Here is a 14,357-nt window from a genome sequence, read left to right as displayed (position 1 = left end):
GAAGTGTGCTATAGTTACAGCGTTTATTTAATGAAGGAGTGAGAGCGATGTCGCATACTGCTAATGAGGTTGCAGAATGGATGCTGAACGAATTGAAGGAAAAAGGGATTTTGCATCAAAGCGCCGCAGTTGAGCATATAAAAAGCCATTTTGGCGAATCGTTTATATATGTGAATGAGCACGGCAACGCTTCAATCGACAAAGAAGTGAAAAAAGTGTTCCGTAAGCTTCATAAGGGGAAGGCCGCTTGGGAGAGAGACGGGTTCTTCTGGGGCTGGAGCTAAACTGCATATTATTGTAGTGGGAAGCTGGGCGTTAAAGCCAAAACGTCCATTTCTCATGAACAACTTGACAAAGGTAACTGTAATTATTAAACTTACAGTATGGAAGTCACCAATAGGACGTAGCTTAATCATAAAAGAAGCGTCTACTTTTTTAAAGCAAGTGTACCAAAAAAAGTTACAGTTAACGGGGTATTCTTACTATTAGGGATAGGTGGTGTTTGGAGATGAAATTCAACATAAGCGATTGGGTACAAGGTAAAACAAAAGATGGCGAGCTCATTCATGGTTTTGTCGAAACCATCGATATTTTGCAAGGATTTGTAACCGTGAGCGTTGTAAAGTCGGATAACGTAGAGGTTATAGGGAAAACCGTAGCCGTTCGTTCATCATGGCTCAAAAACGTATCCGAAATTACTATAAATGATGCGCAGGTTTTTCAAAATGCAATTGACTTAGCTTTAGATACATGGGACGAAGCTTGGTTTATGGAGCTGACCAATGCGAAGAAGGCTAGCGAAGAAGCGGCTGAGGCTGGAGAACGTTCGAAGGTATATTCATTTCCAGTCAATCGACTTGGTCAATCTGCTTGATCGAGCAGGCTTGCCTCCTATCACATCATAGCACCGACGAAAAAAAGGATGATGCCATGCGTGCCGATGGTGTCATCCTTTTTTTGTATACCCGAGAAGCGGCATATAGCCATTTTTCCGCTGGGAGCATTACTTCAGCTGTAGTCCGATTCCAAGCGCTTGCGCTCGCTGGACGAAATAATCGGCTATCGCCATATCAAACACGGCCATACCCATCGGACAAAATAATATAGGCTCCGAATCGGAGATGCTGGCAAGCGCTCCGCGGCAAATCACATCGGTTAGGGAGCTGGTTTGTGCTTCTGTTAAGCCGCTCTCAAGATGCAGCAGCTCAATGTCAGTATTTTCGCGGCAAACCTCATTCCAATCGTCGACGATAATCGCGTTAATGCCGCTTATAGCTGCTGCTGTATAATCCCGTAAAGAAACATCGAGCAGAAGAGTGCCTTCAGCGGGAGGAGTATCGATATAACGCTGAGAGCTTACTGTGCAATTAATAATGAGATTGCACTCGTTATATAACTGCTGCCAGCTGCTGGCGAGACGCGTACGATGGCGCAGTGCAGCGTCCACAGCAGAGAGCTCAGGGTTATCCAGCTCGCATCCGCGTATATCATACACCTGTATATCCTCTAAATGCTCCCCGAATAAGCGGCAGCACATATCATAATGAAGGCGGCCTACAGGCCCGAAGCCGATGATTCCAACCTTTAAGCGTTTTGATGCGGTACGTGTTTTTAGATAATGGCGGATGAATAAACCGCTGACTGCAGCTGTCCGGGCAGCGCTCGGCAGCGGGGTGCCCAGCATGGCGTAAGGAATGCCTGTTTCTGCGTTGTTGAGCAGTGTGACGCTGTGTGCCCTTGGCAAACCGGAATCGATATTGCCTGGGAAGCTGGCGATCCACTTCATACCGGCAGTCTTTACCGATCCGCCGATGTAAGCCGGCATAGCTATGATACGATTAGCTGGATTGCGATAACGCAGGTAGGGCTTTATCGGCTGTGCATAATCGCCTGAATCGATAATTTGCACCGCAACCTCTATGCTGTCAACAAGCTCTTCCCAGTGCAATCCGATCGTGCGAATATGTTCATCGCCGAGATATAGCACGGTCATGTTCCTCTCGTTTTTGGATTAGGGAGTGTGCTGAATTTCAGAGCGAATTCAGCCGAATTGCTGCTTTACCCACTCATCGTTGAATACGGTATCCATGTATCGCTCTCCGCGATCATGTATAATAACGACGCATATGGCATCATCGGGCAGCTCGTGCTCGATCGATTTTAAGGCATGGATAATCGCGCCAGAGGAAGGTCCTGCCAAAATCGATTCCTGCGCAACGAGCAGCCTGCAGCCATCGACCATATCTTTATCGGCTACCTTTATAGCTTGATCCATAAACCTCGTCTGGGCAAAGGGCGGTATGATTCCTGTTCCAAGTCCCGGGAAGCGGCGGTTGCCGTTCACTCCTCCGAAAATAACGCTGCCTGCCGCATCAACAGCAACCACTTTCGTGGATAGCTTATGCTCGCGCACATATTGCGAGCAGCCTAACATGGTGCCGCAGGTGCTGACGCCGCCGACAACAAAATCGACATGTCCCAGCTCTTCAGCAATTTCGTGCATCGTACCCTCATAGTGAGACAAATAGTTGTTTTTATTCGCATATTGATTCGGCCAGAAGCTATTGGGGATGCGCTCTAATAATTGCTGTACTCGATTTAACCTTGCGGGCAGAAACTCACCTGTCTCAATGTCAGGCTCCTCAACCAGTTCGATCTCTGCGCCATAAGCACGCATGATGCGGATATTTTGCTGCGTCGCCTTCGGATCAATGACGCTTACGAATTTCATGCCGAGGTAGGAGCTGATGGCAGCGAGACTAATCGCCATATTCCCTGAGCTGGACTCAATGATGACGGAGCCGGGCCCGATCAATCCTTCATCCCATGCTTTATTAATAATACGGGCGGCGGAGCGGTCTTTCGCGCTGCCTCCCGGGTTTAGCAATTCAAGCTTTGCGAATACTTTAATGCCGCGATCGTTCGCAAACAGCTTCGAGAGCTGAACAAGCGGCGTATTCCCGATGATGGACAACAAATTTCTCTCCAAAGGCCAGCACCCCTTAAAAATAAATTTTTTTGGATTTCACCGTCCCGCGTTCAAGTTGTTCATTTTCCGCTGCGCGTGTTACCGTAATGCCCTCAAGCATGCGATTTTGAATCATTTGTCCAATGTCCCCAATTTTATGCTCGATGGCATGCTTAATATGGACAAGCATTTCATCTTTCAGCGATTTGCTTTGAATATGAACATGCAGCTTATTCTCGCGGAGTCTTACTCGAAGCTGAGCGTCATGGATGTATTGGTGCACGACATTTTCGATATCGTATAGGCTGATTTTTTCCCCATGCTTCAGATCTGTACCGATTCGCTTGGAGATACAGCTGAAGCATTGCCGCTGCTTGCCGTCTATGCAGATGGTTTGGAAATCACGCACGACGTCGTAGGTGACATACCTCACGGCTGGGAACAATGAACGTACAAAAGAGGTCAATACGAGAACGGCTTCGTTCTCTGTAAGCGGCTCAAAGCTGTCGTCGATTTGCTCCGCCGGTATTGCCTCGGCATAGATGCCATCAGCGATGACATATAGCCCAAGCTCATGTGAATAGGAGGCGATCGCTCCAACTTCAATCGAGCCATACGTGTCTAAAATATGCTGCGGCTCGATTCCGAACCGTTCGGCTATGTTGTGCTGCCACTGGAGCGGGGCGATTTCGCCGACCACTATAATTTTTTTGATGCCAAACTGCTTTGGTTCCTCCGCGTGAGAGACGATAGCATCCAAAATCGATGGCATCGTATATAGAAGCTCTGGACGATAGGATTCCAGCCTCGCAATATGCTCTTCAATCGGGAGCGAGAACGACAGGGAGTCTGCCGCTAGGCCGAGCTGGTCAAAGATGGTCAGCGCTGTATTTGCTGCATGCCCTGTACCCATGTCGGCTAACGCTCTGCGAATAGGAACGGGAGGTTCAGCGTCAGTGCTGGCTATGCTGGCGCTGGCGGTCAGCCAATCCTGAAAGCAGGCTGTTTTTGCATCGATATAACTCTCGTCATCTTCCTTTGAATAATAAATCGCCTTGCGAACGCCTGATGAAGTGCCTGAGGTTCTGTAAACGGACAAACCTTCCTCTTCTCGAGCTCTCCCCGTAAAATAATGCTGCTCCAAAATGTCCGACGTGATGAGCGGAAGATCAGACAACTGGCAAACTTGCGGATCTATTCCATCCTGTTGAAGAAGGGTGATGTACCAGGGGTGATGCTGGACGATTCGCTTGATATGCGGATGAAGCAGAGCTAATGGTGACATTTGGTGTTGAGCCTCCTGTAGGACAAATATCTCGAATGAATGCGTTAATTAAGCATATGTCGTTTGCGCCTCTAGGTTCTGATTATGGGGACAAACGCCTAAATCCATTTCGTTCAAGCTTCGTATGCTATTAAGAGTGAATCATGAGGCAGTAGTATCTTGTGAGAGAGAGAGGGTGGCTGCTATATCGTTTATGAAAAAACATCGTCGTACGGTTGCGGATAAGTGGGCCAAATCGGAAGTGATGAGACGTGACTCGGTGTTAAAGAATCATTTGCCGGAAGCGGAGATGATGACAAGGAAGAGTCTGCGTAAAATGTTGAAACAGTGGGGGATGGTGTATGTAAAGCCGATCAGAGGTGGACAGGGCAGAGGTGTGATGAGGGTAGAGCTTGACGAGGAGGGCTTTCGGCCCTATTCGTACCAGCTTGGAGAGAGAAAGTTGGCTTTTTTCACCTATAAGGCGGTTTATCGGTCTATTTTGAGAGATTCAAAAAGGAAGGCTTACCTAGTACAAAAAGGGATCCGCTTGCTGAGGCATAAGGGACGTCCGTTTGATATAAGGCTCGTGGTGCAGCAGTCGCCGCACGGGGTTTGGGAGGCGACGGGAACTTTGGGCAGAGTAGCTCATCCTCGGAAAATTGTAACGAATGGCAGTCAGGGAGGAACAATTTATCCAACGGGCTATTTGCTGAAGCGATATATGAGTGCGCCAGTGAGGCGGCGGATGCTGAGTGGGATGGATAAGCTTGGCGTTCTCACCGCGATGAAGCTCCACCAGACGTATCCCGGCATTAAGGAATTAGGTGTTGATCTTGCGCTTGATCGCGAGCTTAAGCCATGGATACTTGAAGTTAATACGCTGCCTGATCCATGCCCGTTCTTACTGCTTGACGACCAATCGATGCTTCGTAAAATCGTACGCTACGGCAAGGCGTACGGAAAAACCTACAAGCTGAACTGTAAAAAGGCGAAGCGCGGGGTTAGGTAGAGCGGTGCGGTGGGCAAGCTCGACTAACCGCTTTAAGGGCGCGGATGCTCTTGCAGCACCTAAGTGCCAGAGTTAGCACCTAATAAGCACATATATATGCTTATTAGGTGCATTTGGCATACGAGGCAGCTCAAAAACTTGCTGGTAAGCACAAATATGCCCTTACAGCGTGGAAAGTAATACGAGTCGAGTGCTCAAGTTTGCACTTAGTCTGTCATGAACATCGACTGCATCGAAAATGCGGTGCGGAAGCGAAGGCTCTCCACGGGATCGCGCAAATCGCGGCCGGTGAGCCTTTCGCATTTTTCGAGGCGATAGGTGACGGTGTTGCGATGCACGAACAGCTGCTTTGCCGTTTCGGCAAGCTGACAATGCGTATCGTAGAAGGTGCTGAGCGTCTTCATTAAATCGCTGCGCTCCTTGCCTTCAATGCTTAATAAATCCTTGAACGTCTCCTCGTAATATTCCTTGAGCTCCTCCTTTGGGATCATCCGCAGCAAGTTGCTGAAATCTTTGGCGCGGTAAGGTTGGACAAACTGCTTCTTTCGCGCGTCGTAGCCTGTTTGCAGCGCTTCGATCGCTTCCTTATAGGATAATGGGACATGTGTAAGCTGTGATACCGGATTCCCGATGCCAATCGAGATGGGGATGCCGTGCTGCTCGCTTAGGCAAAGCACCATTTGCTTCAGCTGCCCTAAAAACTTATCTTCGGTGCCTTTGGCAGCATCTTGATTTGCCTTAAGCGCGATAAGGAAGCAGAAGTATTCGTTTTTCGTAAAAAGTACAAAACGCAAATCAAGCTTCGAAAACTCGCCTTTCAGCACATTGTAATGGCGGTCGCGCTCGGATATAAAGCGGCCATCAGATTCGAGTGTGCTGGGCGGACGAAAAGAATCAAAAGAGGTGTCGCGCTTAGCGACAATGCTGACGTAAACGGGATGATTCAACAAATCATAGTTTTTGCTGCGATGAATAAGCTCTTGCTCAGAGGTGATGAGGCCGTCAACAAAGTCGGAGAAAAACTCATTTTTATAACGCCGCGACCGCTCTTTGACCGCTTGCTTCTTGATAAGCTCGAGCCCGATAACGTTGGCGGCTTGTTCCATTGCATGTTTCGTTAAGTTGCTGAAGTGTTTGCTGCTGTCGCTCGTCAAAGCGACCAACAATCCTTCTAGCTGAAAGGTAACAATGGGGTACAGCTCAACGGCTGTAAAAGGTGCGCCAATGAAAGCTTGAGAAGTAAATGGGATGCTGTAAGAGCTGTGCAGCGAGGGTGAGATCAGCTCCGCTTGAAGATCGGACGACAATGCAAGATACAATTCCGTTGTCATAGCGTTTGAACGATGTAGAAGTCCGCCTTGTGGATTAATCAGCATAACCGGAGAGTCGATAAGAAGCGACAACGCTTCGATGACGTCGACGGTGCTTTTGCCCTGCATGATCATTTGTGAAAACTGTTTATGTGTCGTCAAGGCATAATGCAGCTCATCCGTGCGCTTCTCCAAAATATGGCTAAGCGAGTCGTTGCATATATCACCCAGCGAATGCGCCAGTGACAGCTCGATAATCGGGAAATGCAACTTTTCCGCACACTGAAGCACGTCGCTTGGCACCTCCTGCAAAAAACGTTTGGTCTTAATCGCTAGACCGGCACATCCGAACTCAGCCATGCTTTTGACGAGTGAGAGCAGCGCCTCTGGTTGATCCTTCATCGCATAACCGGTCGTGAGAAGCAATTCCTGCGGTTTCAAATAGTTAATAATATCTGGAGCGTCCATGATGTTGACCGATTGGACGCTATTTGTCATGCCATCATGTCCGGCAAGTATTTTTGCATTCGCATATACCGGGAGAGATAAGAGTTCTTTTAGGAGCATAACCACACCGCCAATGCTATTTATGTTAGATTATATGACACAATATATCATCTATGCAACGGGGTGTAAATATATGATTGTGCGGATTATGCAAGGAATACGGGATATTTTTAGCTACTATGCACAATGACAATGACATGGATTCGGATTATGATGTAGCTACAAAACAATTTTATGTTATATAACCTGACAACAACAAGGGATTGGGGTTGGTACAAATGAAATTAGTAGTGAATCAGGTTGGGAAAAGCTTTGGAAGCAGAACGATTTTGAAAAATGTAGATCTCACAGTTAACTCGCATGAGTTTATTTGCATACTTGGCCATAGCGGATGCGGCAAATCGACGCTGTTAAATATGATTGCGGGTTACCTTCTGCCTGATGATGGTGCGATTACGGTAGATGGAGAAGAAATTAAGGGTCCTTCCAAGTCGAGAGGAATGGTATTTCAGGATCATGCCTTATTCCCTTGGATGACCATAAAGGACAACATTGCCTTCGGCCCAGAAGTGCAGAAGATGCCAAAAGCGCAAGCGAAGGAAACCGCAATGGAGTTTCTGAAGCTGGTAGGGCTGGAACAATACGCCGGACATTATCCTGGTGAATTGTCGGGGGGCATGAAGCAGCGGGTAGGCATTGCAAGGGCGCTTGCGAGCAAGCCGGACATTTTGCTAATGGATGAGCCGTTTGGCGCACTTGATGTACTGACGCGAGAGACGATGCGAGTAGAGCTGCAAAAGATTTGCAGCCAGCTCAAACCAACAATTCTGTTCGTGACACACAGCATAAGCGAAGCGGTTTATCTCGCGGATCGTGTTGTCGTGATGAAGCGTGGTGAAATTGCAGAAATTTTTGAGGTCGGAATTAAACATCCGCGATCTTCCCATTCTGCTGGTTTTGGCGAAATGATGAGCCGCATTGAACGGGTTCTTATGGATGAGGAGCATCTGGAGCTAGCGCAAGCAAAGGTGGGGTCATAATGAACGGAGCCAAATTATCTACCGTGAAGGACACAGGAAGCATGCAGGCTTCACGGACGGGGACGACGGTAATAAGCAAGCAGGCGCGAGGCAAGCGGCCATCGGCGATGAATCAGTTCTTTCAGAAATATAACATTCTCCCATCCATTATGTTTTTCGTTTTTTGGGAGCTGTTCTCTAGAGTGAATGAAACGGCAAAGTTTTTTAATCCTAACTTTCTTCCTGCACCGACCGTGCTGCTATCGGAGGGCTGGGAGCTCGCGAAGACGGGGATTATTACAGACAGCTTGGTCTCTAGTACGATTCGAATTGCACTTGGGTTTGTCATCGGAAGTGCGGTGGCGGTAGGGGTTGGCGTCATCATGAGCAAGTTCAAAACGGTTGAACGGTGGTTTTCGCCCATTCTCAACTTAGTTGGCCCGATTCCGACCTTAGCGCTGCTGCCATTGTTTATTATCTGGTTCGGGATCGGTGAGTTTCCGAAGGTACTGCTTATTGCGTGGACGACGTTTATTCCGGTGCTGGTGTACACGCTGGACGGCTTTAAGTCGGTGCCTTCCACGCTGATCCGATCTGCGCTCAGCTTGGGTGCGACGGAGCGGCAAATTTTTACGAGAGTGATGCTGCCGTCGGCCATTCCGAATTTTCTCGTTGGCGCGCAGGTGAGTCTGGGCTTATCCTTCTCGGCGCTCATCGTCTCCGAGATGATGGGGGCCAAATCAGGGCTTGGCTATATCATCGTAGATGCGAGAAATTATTTTAAAATATCGAATATGTTCATTGCCATCATTCTGATTGGCCTAGAATATAGCTTGTTCTCTTACCTGCTGAAGCTGGTTGAGAAGAGGGTAATGGCTTGGCGTAAAGGCGGACTTCGAGATGCCATCGAGAAGTAACGCTACATACGAAGCTGAAGCAGTACAACTAAAAAGAGATAAGTGGAGGGAATACCAATGAAAAAATCGGGAAAATGGTTTAAATCTGCAATTGTCCTTACGTCGTTAACTTTTGTGCTTGCTGCGTGCGGCGGCAATGAGAAGGCGCCGGCAAATGCAAATGCAAATGTGCCGGCATCCACTGAGCTTGAGATGAAAGATCTAACGCTAGTTGGTGTTCGTGATGCACAAATCTCATCGCAGCAAATTATTGCCGACAAGCTTGGTTATTTCAAGGAAGAAGGACTTAATGTAACGAGTCAACTGATCGAGAGCGGGCCGGATATCGGACCGATGGTTGCCGGCGGCAGCGCACCTGTAAGTATTCAAACGAACTTTATGGATATTATTTTGAAATCAACAGACATTCCGGTCAAAATCATTGCGCCGCTCGCACAAATTGCTGGCACGCAAGCGGTTGTAGGTTCAAGCAAGCTTGAGCTGAAGAGCGCGAAGGATCTTGAAGGAAAAACGATTGGTATTCCAAGCGGTGCTGACGTTACGATTGCAATCAATAACATGGCTAAAGAGCTTGGCGTAGACGCAAGCAAAATCAAATATGTAAATCTTGCACCGAGCGACGCGGTTGTCGCTTTGGAGAAGGGTGACATCGATGCGCTGGCTGCTTGGGAGCCGTTCATTACGAAGGCGATCCAAGGCGGCGGCAAGTTCCTCTTCAGCGGTACGAAGAGCGAGCTTCCTGATAAGCAAGGTGATGTGAATTGGATGAGCGTGCATACGACGATCCAAGTTTCAGATGATTTCCTTAAGAAAAACCCGAACACTTTAAAAGCTGTCCTGCGCGCTTTGAAGAAAGCGACGGATTATATCAATGACAACCGTGAGGAAGCGATTAAAACATTAGCGCCTGAGCTGCACCTTAGTGAGGAAGAACTGACACAAATCATGTCACGGAATGTGTATTCCATGGAAGTCGGCGATACTTATGTGTTTGGAAGCAATGGCCCGGCTGTCGGAGAATATCTAAAGTCGGTTGGCAACATTAAATCGATCCCTGCACCAGCTTCCTACCATGACCTAAGCCTGCTAAAAGAGGTAGATGCAAGCTTGATCGTGACTGAGCTGAAATAGAAGTAGAGCTGAAAAAGTAATAGAGTGCGGCTAAAACATGTTCATATCCTTGAAGATTAGTTTTACACAAATAGGTAGTTAATAGGGCCGCGGACCTCGTTGTCCGCGGTTTATTTCATTAGCAGCGCAGCTGCTTTGCGATTTGGCAGATTCGGCTCATAAACGGCATAAAAGTGACTGGGCAATGAAAGGCGGAGGGTGAGATGGTCGGACGAGAGAAACTGGATGTATTGATCAAAAACGGCAGCGTCGTATTGAAGGATGAAGTGCGAATGCTGGGCATAGGAATCAAAGCGGGGCGTATTGTTGTGCTTGGCGAGAATCTCGATGATATAGAGGCGAATTTGGTAGTGGATGCAGCGGGCTTAACGATTATGGCTGGCATGATTGATGTACACGTCCATTTGAATGAGCCGGGCTTGGGAGAGTGGGAAGGCTTTGAGACGGGGTCTGCTGCTCTCGCTGCTGGCGGCTGTACCACCTATGTGGATATGCCGCTAAATGGCATTCCGCCTACAGTCACTGTGGATGCTATGCACCAGAAGCTGGCGGCTGCAGAGGGGCGTTCCTATGTGGATTATGCCATCTGGGGCGGTTTAGTACCTGGCAAGCTGCATGAGCTTGCGCCTTTGGATGAAGCTGGAGTGGTTGGTTTTAAAGCATTCATGTCATCGCCGGGTGATCCGAGTGAGGATGCGTTTCGAGAGGTGGATGATTATACGCTGCTCGAAGGCATGAAGATCATCGCGGGTCTAGGCAAGGTGCTAGCTCTTCATGCCGAGAGTGAGCCGATTGTAGCTAAGCTTGGTCAAGCGATGCGGGCGGAAGGACGATTGACGCCTGCTGACTATGTGGCCTCGCGGCCTATTATTGCTGAGCTGGAGGCTATCAATCGGGCACTCTTTTATGCGGAGCAAACGGGCTGTGCGCTTCATTTTGTTCATATTAGCAGCGAGGCGGGCATTAATCTGATTACGGCTGCGCGTGAGCGCGGGATGAACGTTACGGTTGAAACCTGTCCGCATTATTTAGCTTTAACGGCGGCTGATTTGGATCATAAGGGAGCGGTGGCGAAATGCTCTCCGCCGCTGCGAGATGCCAAGGAGCGGGCGAAGCTGTGGAATGCCGTTGCCGAAGGGCGAGTGGATATGATTTCTTCGGATCATTCGCCTTGTCCAGCCTCGATGAAGGAGGCGGACAACTTCTTTAATGCTTGGGGCGGTATCGCCGGAGCGCAAAGCTCGGTAGAGCTCGTTGTGGGAGAAGGCCATGTGAAGCGGGGGATGCCGCTCACGCTGATCAGCGAGCTGCTGGCAAGCGGGCCGGCAAGACGATTTGGACTGCAAGATTCGAAGGGTGAAATACGCATTGGCGCAGACGCTGACCTTGTGCTGATTGATTTGAACAAATCTTATACGCTGGAAGCAGAGCAGCTGTATCAACGTCATAAGCATAGTCCGTATGTCGGTGAAGAGCTTCATTGCAAAATAAAGGCTACCTATGTAAGGGGTCGCCTTGTCTATGAAGAATCGGAAGGGTTAAGCGAGAGTATGCAAGGCGAGTGGGTTAGGCGCTAGGCTTAAGTTAATGGAAGGAGGAGCAGCTATGATGCGAAGTGTACTTTCCCATCCGAGAGAGAAGGAACGGCTATTATCGTATTTCGAGACGCAGGTTATGCAAGTATTAAATTGGCTGGCAACATATAGCCCGGATGAAGAAGGCGGCATAACGCGGCTGCTATATACCGAGGGATGGCTGGAGACGCAGCAAGCGCTTGCGCTCAAAATGGAGGGCTGCGGCCTAACGACGGAGTTTGATAACGTTGGCAACTTATTTGGAAAATTACAAGGCGACGATCGGGATGCGCCTTCTATTATAACGGGCTCACATATTGATACGGTTATTCAAGGCGGGCATTATGACGGAGCCTACGGCATCGCGGCGGGTTTGCTGGCACTTGATTATTTGCAAAAGCAATTCGGCAAGCCGAAGCGAACGCTGGAGCTTGTATCTCTCTGCGAAGAGGAAGGCAGCCGATTTCCGATGGCTTACTGGGGATCGGGCAGCATCGCCGGCAAACGAAACTTTGAGCAAATTGTACATTTGCAGGATGCTCAAGATGTATTTTTTGCGGATGCAATGCAGCAATGCGGCTTTGGCGAAGGAACGGGCAGGGATAGCCGCCGACATGATATTGGTGCGTTTATTGAGATCCATATCGAGCAAGGGGCGGTGCTGGAGCGGGAAGGCGTCGCTATCGGTGTAGTGGAAACAATTGCTGGCCAGCGGAGACTGAAGTTTGAAGTCATTGGCGAATCGAATCATGCGGGAACAACTCCGATGCATATGCGCAGGGATGCGCTTGAGGGGGTTAGTGCGATGATTGGGGCACTGCGTCAAGAGGCTATGCGGCTAGGATCGCCATTAGTGGCGACCGCTGGCAGGCTGCAGGTGTTTCCGAATGTACCGAATGTCGTTCCGGGAAAGGTTGTATTTACTGTAGATGCGCGTCATGCCAATGAACAGGCTCTCGATAGCTTTTGCCGATGGGTCGTACAGCGTTTTGCGGCATTGGCTGGTGAGAGGCAGCTGCAGATTCATGGAACGGAGTGGTTTAGGGAAGAACCGGTTCCGATGAATGACGTGCTTAAACAGCATATGGATCATATTTGTGGTGAAATGGGCATTTCTTCGAAACGAATGGTTAGCGGAGCGGGGCATGATGCACAAATGTTTGAGCATATTTGTCCGACTGCGATGTTATTTGTTCCAAGTAGACGAGGCATATCGCATTCACCGGAGGAGTATACAGAGCCTCGTGAGCTTGCGGTTGGTGTACTCGTGCTGACAGAGCTGCTGTATCGACTAGGCTATGAGGGGGAAGAGCTATGAAGCTATACAAAGATTTGGCGCCGTCACCGCGTACGATTATGACACCAGGCCCAGTCGAGGTGGATCCGCGGGTGCTGCGGGCGATGTCGTATCCGATATTGGGACAATTTGACCCAGAGTTTACGGCATTAATGAATGAAACAATGGAGATGCTGCGCCAATTATTTAAGACCGATAATGAATGGGCATTCCCTGTGGATGGGACGTCGAGGTCGGGGATAGAGGCTGTTCTCGTAGGCTTGATCGAGCCTGGCGATAAGGTGCTTGTGCCGATTTATGGACGCTTCGGCCATTTGCTGACCGAGATTGCGAAGCGCTGCGGTGCTGAGGTTGTAACGCTGGAGAAAGATTGGGGCAGTGTATTTTTAACGGAGGAAATAGTTAATGCCATAAAGGAGCATCAGCCTGATGTCGTAGCTCTTGTGCATGGCGAGACATCAACGGGAAGAATGCAGCCGCTCGAAGGCATCGGGCAAGCGTGCAGGGAAGTGAATGCGCTCTTCGTTGTGGACGCTGTTGCGACAATTGGCGGTATTGAGGTAGCGACTGACCGCCTGCTCATCGATGCGGTAATTGGCGGCACGCAGAAGTGTTTATCCGTACCGGCAGGCATGGCGCCGATTACGTACAATAAACGCGCAGAGGTGAAGCTGCTCAGCCGCAAAAAGGTTGAAAGAGGGCTGCTTCTCGCTGACGACGAGGATGACCCGCTGCTGCGACCGATTCAAAGCAACTACTTGGATTTGAGTCAGCTGCAGGATTATTGGAGCTCTGCTCGGCTCAACCATCATACGGAAGCGACATCCATGCTTTATGCGCTTCGTGAAGGGCTGCGGCTTGTGCTGGAAGAGGGGCTTGAGGCGCGTTTTGCGCGGCATCGTGAGCACGAAGGGGCGTTGATTGCTGGTTTGGAGGCAATGGGCTTGCGTCTCTACGGCGACCCGGCCTGCAAAATGACCGTCGTTACCTGTATTGAAATTCCGGCTGGCATAGATGGAGAATCTGTACGTTCGATGCTGCTTGATCATTACGGCATCGAGATCGCCAGCTCCTTCGGTCCCTTGAAGGGGAAAATATGGCGCATCGGTACAATGGGCTACAGCTGCAGCAAGCGCAACGTGCTGCTTACGCTCGGCGCGCTGGAAGCCGTTCTGCTTCGACACGGTCATCAGTTGGTTGCAGGCCTGGCACTGCAGGCGGCTATGGATGTTTATGGGATGTAGACCAAACAGCTTGCTCCTCTGTATAAGATGAGAGCAGGCTGTTTGTTTTGGATTAAAGGCAGTATGATTTGTAGATTTATTTTAGTTGGTGGGCTTTAGGTTCTGGCACTTTGG

At 49.3% G+C, this 14,357-nt stretch carries 13 protein-coding genes; 9 read left to right on the top strand and 4 right to left on the bottom strand.

Translation table 11 applies throughout. The annotated features are described in order from the left end of the window. Positions 1–47 precede the first annotated feature (47 nt). Positions 48–284, top strand: a complete 237-nt coding sequence (locus BK120_RS16050) for a DUF6953 family protein (protein ID WP_054026129.1) — start codon at positions 48–50, stop codon at positions 282–284. A gap of 224 nt (positions 285–508) precedes the next feature. After that, complete coding sequence (locus BK120_RS16045) at positions 509–874, top strand: IDEAL domain-containing protein (RefSeq protein WP_076268500.1); 366 nt, start codon at positions 509–511, stop codon at positions 872–874. Positions 875–1,003: 129 nt separating this feature from the next. Here BK120_RS16045 and BK120_RS16040 read toward each other — a convergent pair whose 3' ends face one another. The 3 genes from BK120_RS16040 to BK120_RS16030 are packed head-to-tail and all read right to left on the bottom strand — an operon-like array spanning position 1,004 to position 4,253. Next, positions 1,004–1,993 (bottom strand): 2,3-diaminopropionate biosynthesis protein SbnB, encoded by a 990-nt coding sequence (locus BK120_RS16040; protein ID WP_256710913.1) that lies wholly within the window; start codon positions 1,991–1,993, stop codon positions 1,004–1,006. A gap of 48 nt (positions 1,994–2,041) precedes the next feature. After that, positions 2,042–2,989, bottom strand: a complete 948-nt coding sequence (sbnA, locus tag BK120_RS16035; RefSeq protein ID WP_076268499.1) for a 2,3-diaminopropionate biosynthesis protein SbnA — start codon at positions 2,987–2,989, stop codon at positions 2,042–2,044. 13 nt (positions 2,990–3,002) lie between these two features. Beyond that, entirely contained in the window at positions 3,003–4,253 is a 1,251-nt protein-coding gene (locus BK120_RS16030) for a phenylacetate--CoA ligase family protein (protein WP_076268498.1), read from the bottom strand. A 193-nt stretch (positions 4,254–4,446) separates the two neighbouring features. Between BK120_RS16030 and BK120_RS16025 the strand changes: the two genes are divergently transcribed. Continuing rightward, complete coding sequence (locus BK120_RS16025) at positions 4,447–5,244, top strand: YheC/YheD family protein (RefSeq protein WP_076268497.1); 798 nt, start codon at positions 4,447–4,449, stop codon at positions 5,242–5,244. A gap of 206 nt (positions 5,245–5,450) precedes the next feature. Here BK120_RS16025 and BK120_RS16020 read toward each other — a convergent pair whose 3' ends face one another. Further along, the gene (locus BK120_RS16020; RefSeq protein WP_076268496.1) at positions 5,451–7,121 is read right to left on the bottom strand and encodes a PucR family transcriptional regulator; all 1,671 of its coding nucleotides are present in this window, start codon (positions 7,119–7,121) and stop codon (positions 5,451–5,453) included. A gap of 218 nt (positions 7,122–7,339) precedes the next feature. Between BK120_RS16020 and BK120_RS16015 the strand changes: the two genes are divergently transcribed. The 6 genes from BK120_RS16015 to BK120_RS15990 all read left to right on the top strand — a co-directional run bounded on the left by BK120_RS16015 (position 7,340) and on the right by BK120_RS15990 (position 14,243). After that, the gene (locus BK120_RS16015) at positions 7,340–8,101 is read left to right on the top strand and encodes an ABC transporter ATP-binding protein (protein WP_076268495.1); all 762 of its coding nucleotides are present in this window, start codon (positions 7,340–7,342) and stop codon (positions 8,099–8,101) included. A gap of 41 nt (positions 8,102–8,142) precedes the next feature. Beyond that, the gene (locus tag BK120_RS16010; protein WP_076268635.1) at positions 8,143–8,997 is read left to right on the top strand and encodes an ABC transporter permease; all 855 of its coding nucleotides are present in this window, start codon (positions 8,143–8,145) and stop codon (positions 8,995–8,997) included. Between the two features lie 57 nt (positions 8,998–9,054). Then, a complete protein-coding gene (locus BK120_RS16005; RefSeq protein WP_076268494.1) occupies positions 9,055–10,128 on the top strand; it encodes an ABC transporter substrate-binding protein in 1,074 nt (357 codons plus the stop codon). A gap of 203 nt (positions 10,129–10,331) precedes the next feature. Beyond that, positions 10,332–11,705 (top strand): allantoinase, encoded by a 1,374-nt coding sequence (locus BK120_RS16000; RefSeq protein WP_076268493.1) that lies wholly within the window; start codon positions 10,332–10,334, stop codon positions 11,703–11,705. A 28-nt stretch (positions 11,706–11,733) separates the two neighbouring features. Continuing rightward, positions 11,734–13,020, top strand: coding sequence for an allantoate deiminase (allC, locus tag BK120_RS15995; protein ID WP_076268492.1), 1,287 nt, complete (start codon positions 11,734–11,736; stop codon positions 13,018–13,020). Continuing rightward, the gene (locus BK120_RS15990) at positions 13,017–14,243 is read left to right on the top strand and encodes a pyridoxal-phosphate-dependent aminotransferase family protein (protein WP_076268491.1); all 1,227 of its coding nucleotides are present in this window, start codon (positions 13,017–13,019) and stop codon (positions 14,241–14,243) included. The genes allC and BK120_RS15990 overlap by 4 nt, the downstream gene beginning before the upstream one ends. The last annotated feature ends 114 nt before the right edge of the window (positions 14,244–14,357 follow it).

Source organism: Paenibacillus sp. FSL A5-0031, assembly GCF_001956295.1.
Taxonomy (GTDB): domain Bacteria; phylum Bacillota; class Bacilli; order Paenibacillales; family Paenibacillaceae; genus Pristimantibacillus.
This window is presented reverse-complemented; position numbering and strand designations above follow the sequence as displayed.

Excerpts from the sequence above, each read along its gene's own strand:
- BK120_RS16050 (WP_054026129.1), top strand. The coding sequence starts at position 48 with ATGTCGCATACTGCTAATGAGGTTGCAGAATGGATGCTGAACGAATTG.
- BK120_RS16045 (WP_076268500.1), top strand. The coding sequence starts at position 509 with ATGAAATTCAACATAAGCGATTGGGTACAAGGTAAAACAAAAGATGGC.
- BK120_RS16040 (WP_256710913.1), bottom strand. The coding sequence starts at position 1,993 with ATGACCGTGCTATATCTCGGCGATGAACATATTCGCACGATCGGATTG.
- BK120_RS16030 (WP_076268498.1), bottom strand. The coding sequence starts at position 4,253 with ATGTCACCATTAGCTCTGCTTCATCCGCATATCAAGCGAATCGTCCAG.
- BK120_RS16025 (WP_076268497.1), top strand. The coding sequence starts at position 4,447 with ATGAAAAAACATCGTCGTACGGTTGCGGATAAGTGGGCCAAATCGGAA.
- BK120_RS16020 (WP_076268496.1), bottom strand. The coding sequence starts at position 7,121 with ATGCTCCTAAAAGAACTCTTATCTCTCCCGGTATATGCGAATGCAAAA.
- BK120_RS16015 (WP_076268495.1), top strand. The coding sequence starts at position 7,340 with ATGAAATTAGTAGTGAATCAGGTTGGGAAAAGCTTTGGAAGCAGAACG.
- BK120_RS16010 (WP_076268635.1), top strand. The coding sequence starts at position 8,143 with ATGCAGGCTTCACGGACGGGGACGACGGTAATAAGCAAGCAGGCGCGA.
- BK120_RS16005 (WP_076268494.1), top strand. The coding sequence starts at position 9,055 with ATGAAAAAATCGGGAAAATGGTTTAAATCTGCAATTGTCCTTACGTCG.
- BK120_RS16000 (WP_076268493.1), top strand. The coding sequence starts at position 10,332 with ATGGTCGGACGAGAGAAACTGGATGTATTGATCAAAAACGGCAGCGTC.
- allC (WP_076268492.1), top strand. The coding sequence starts at position 11,734 with ATGATGCGAAGTGTACTTTCCCATCCGAGAGAGAAGGAACGGCTATTA.
- BK120_RS15990 (WP_076268491.1), top strand. The coding sequence starts at position 13,017 with ATGAAGCTATACAAAGATTTGGCGCCGTCACCGCGTACGATTATGACA.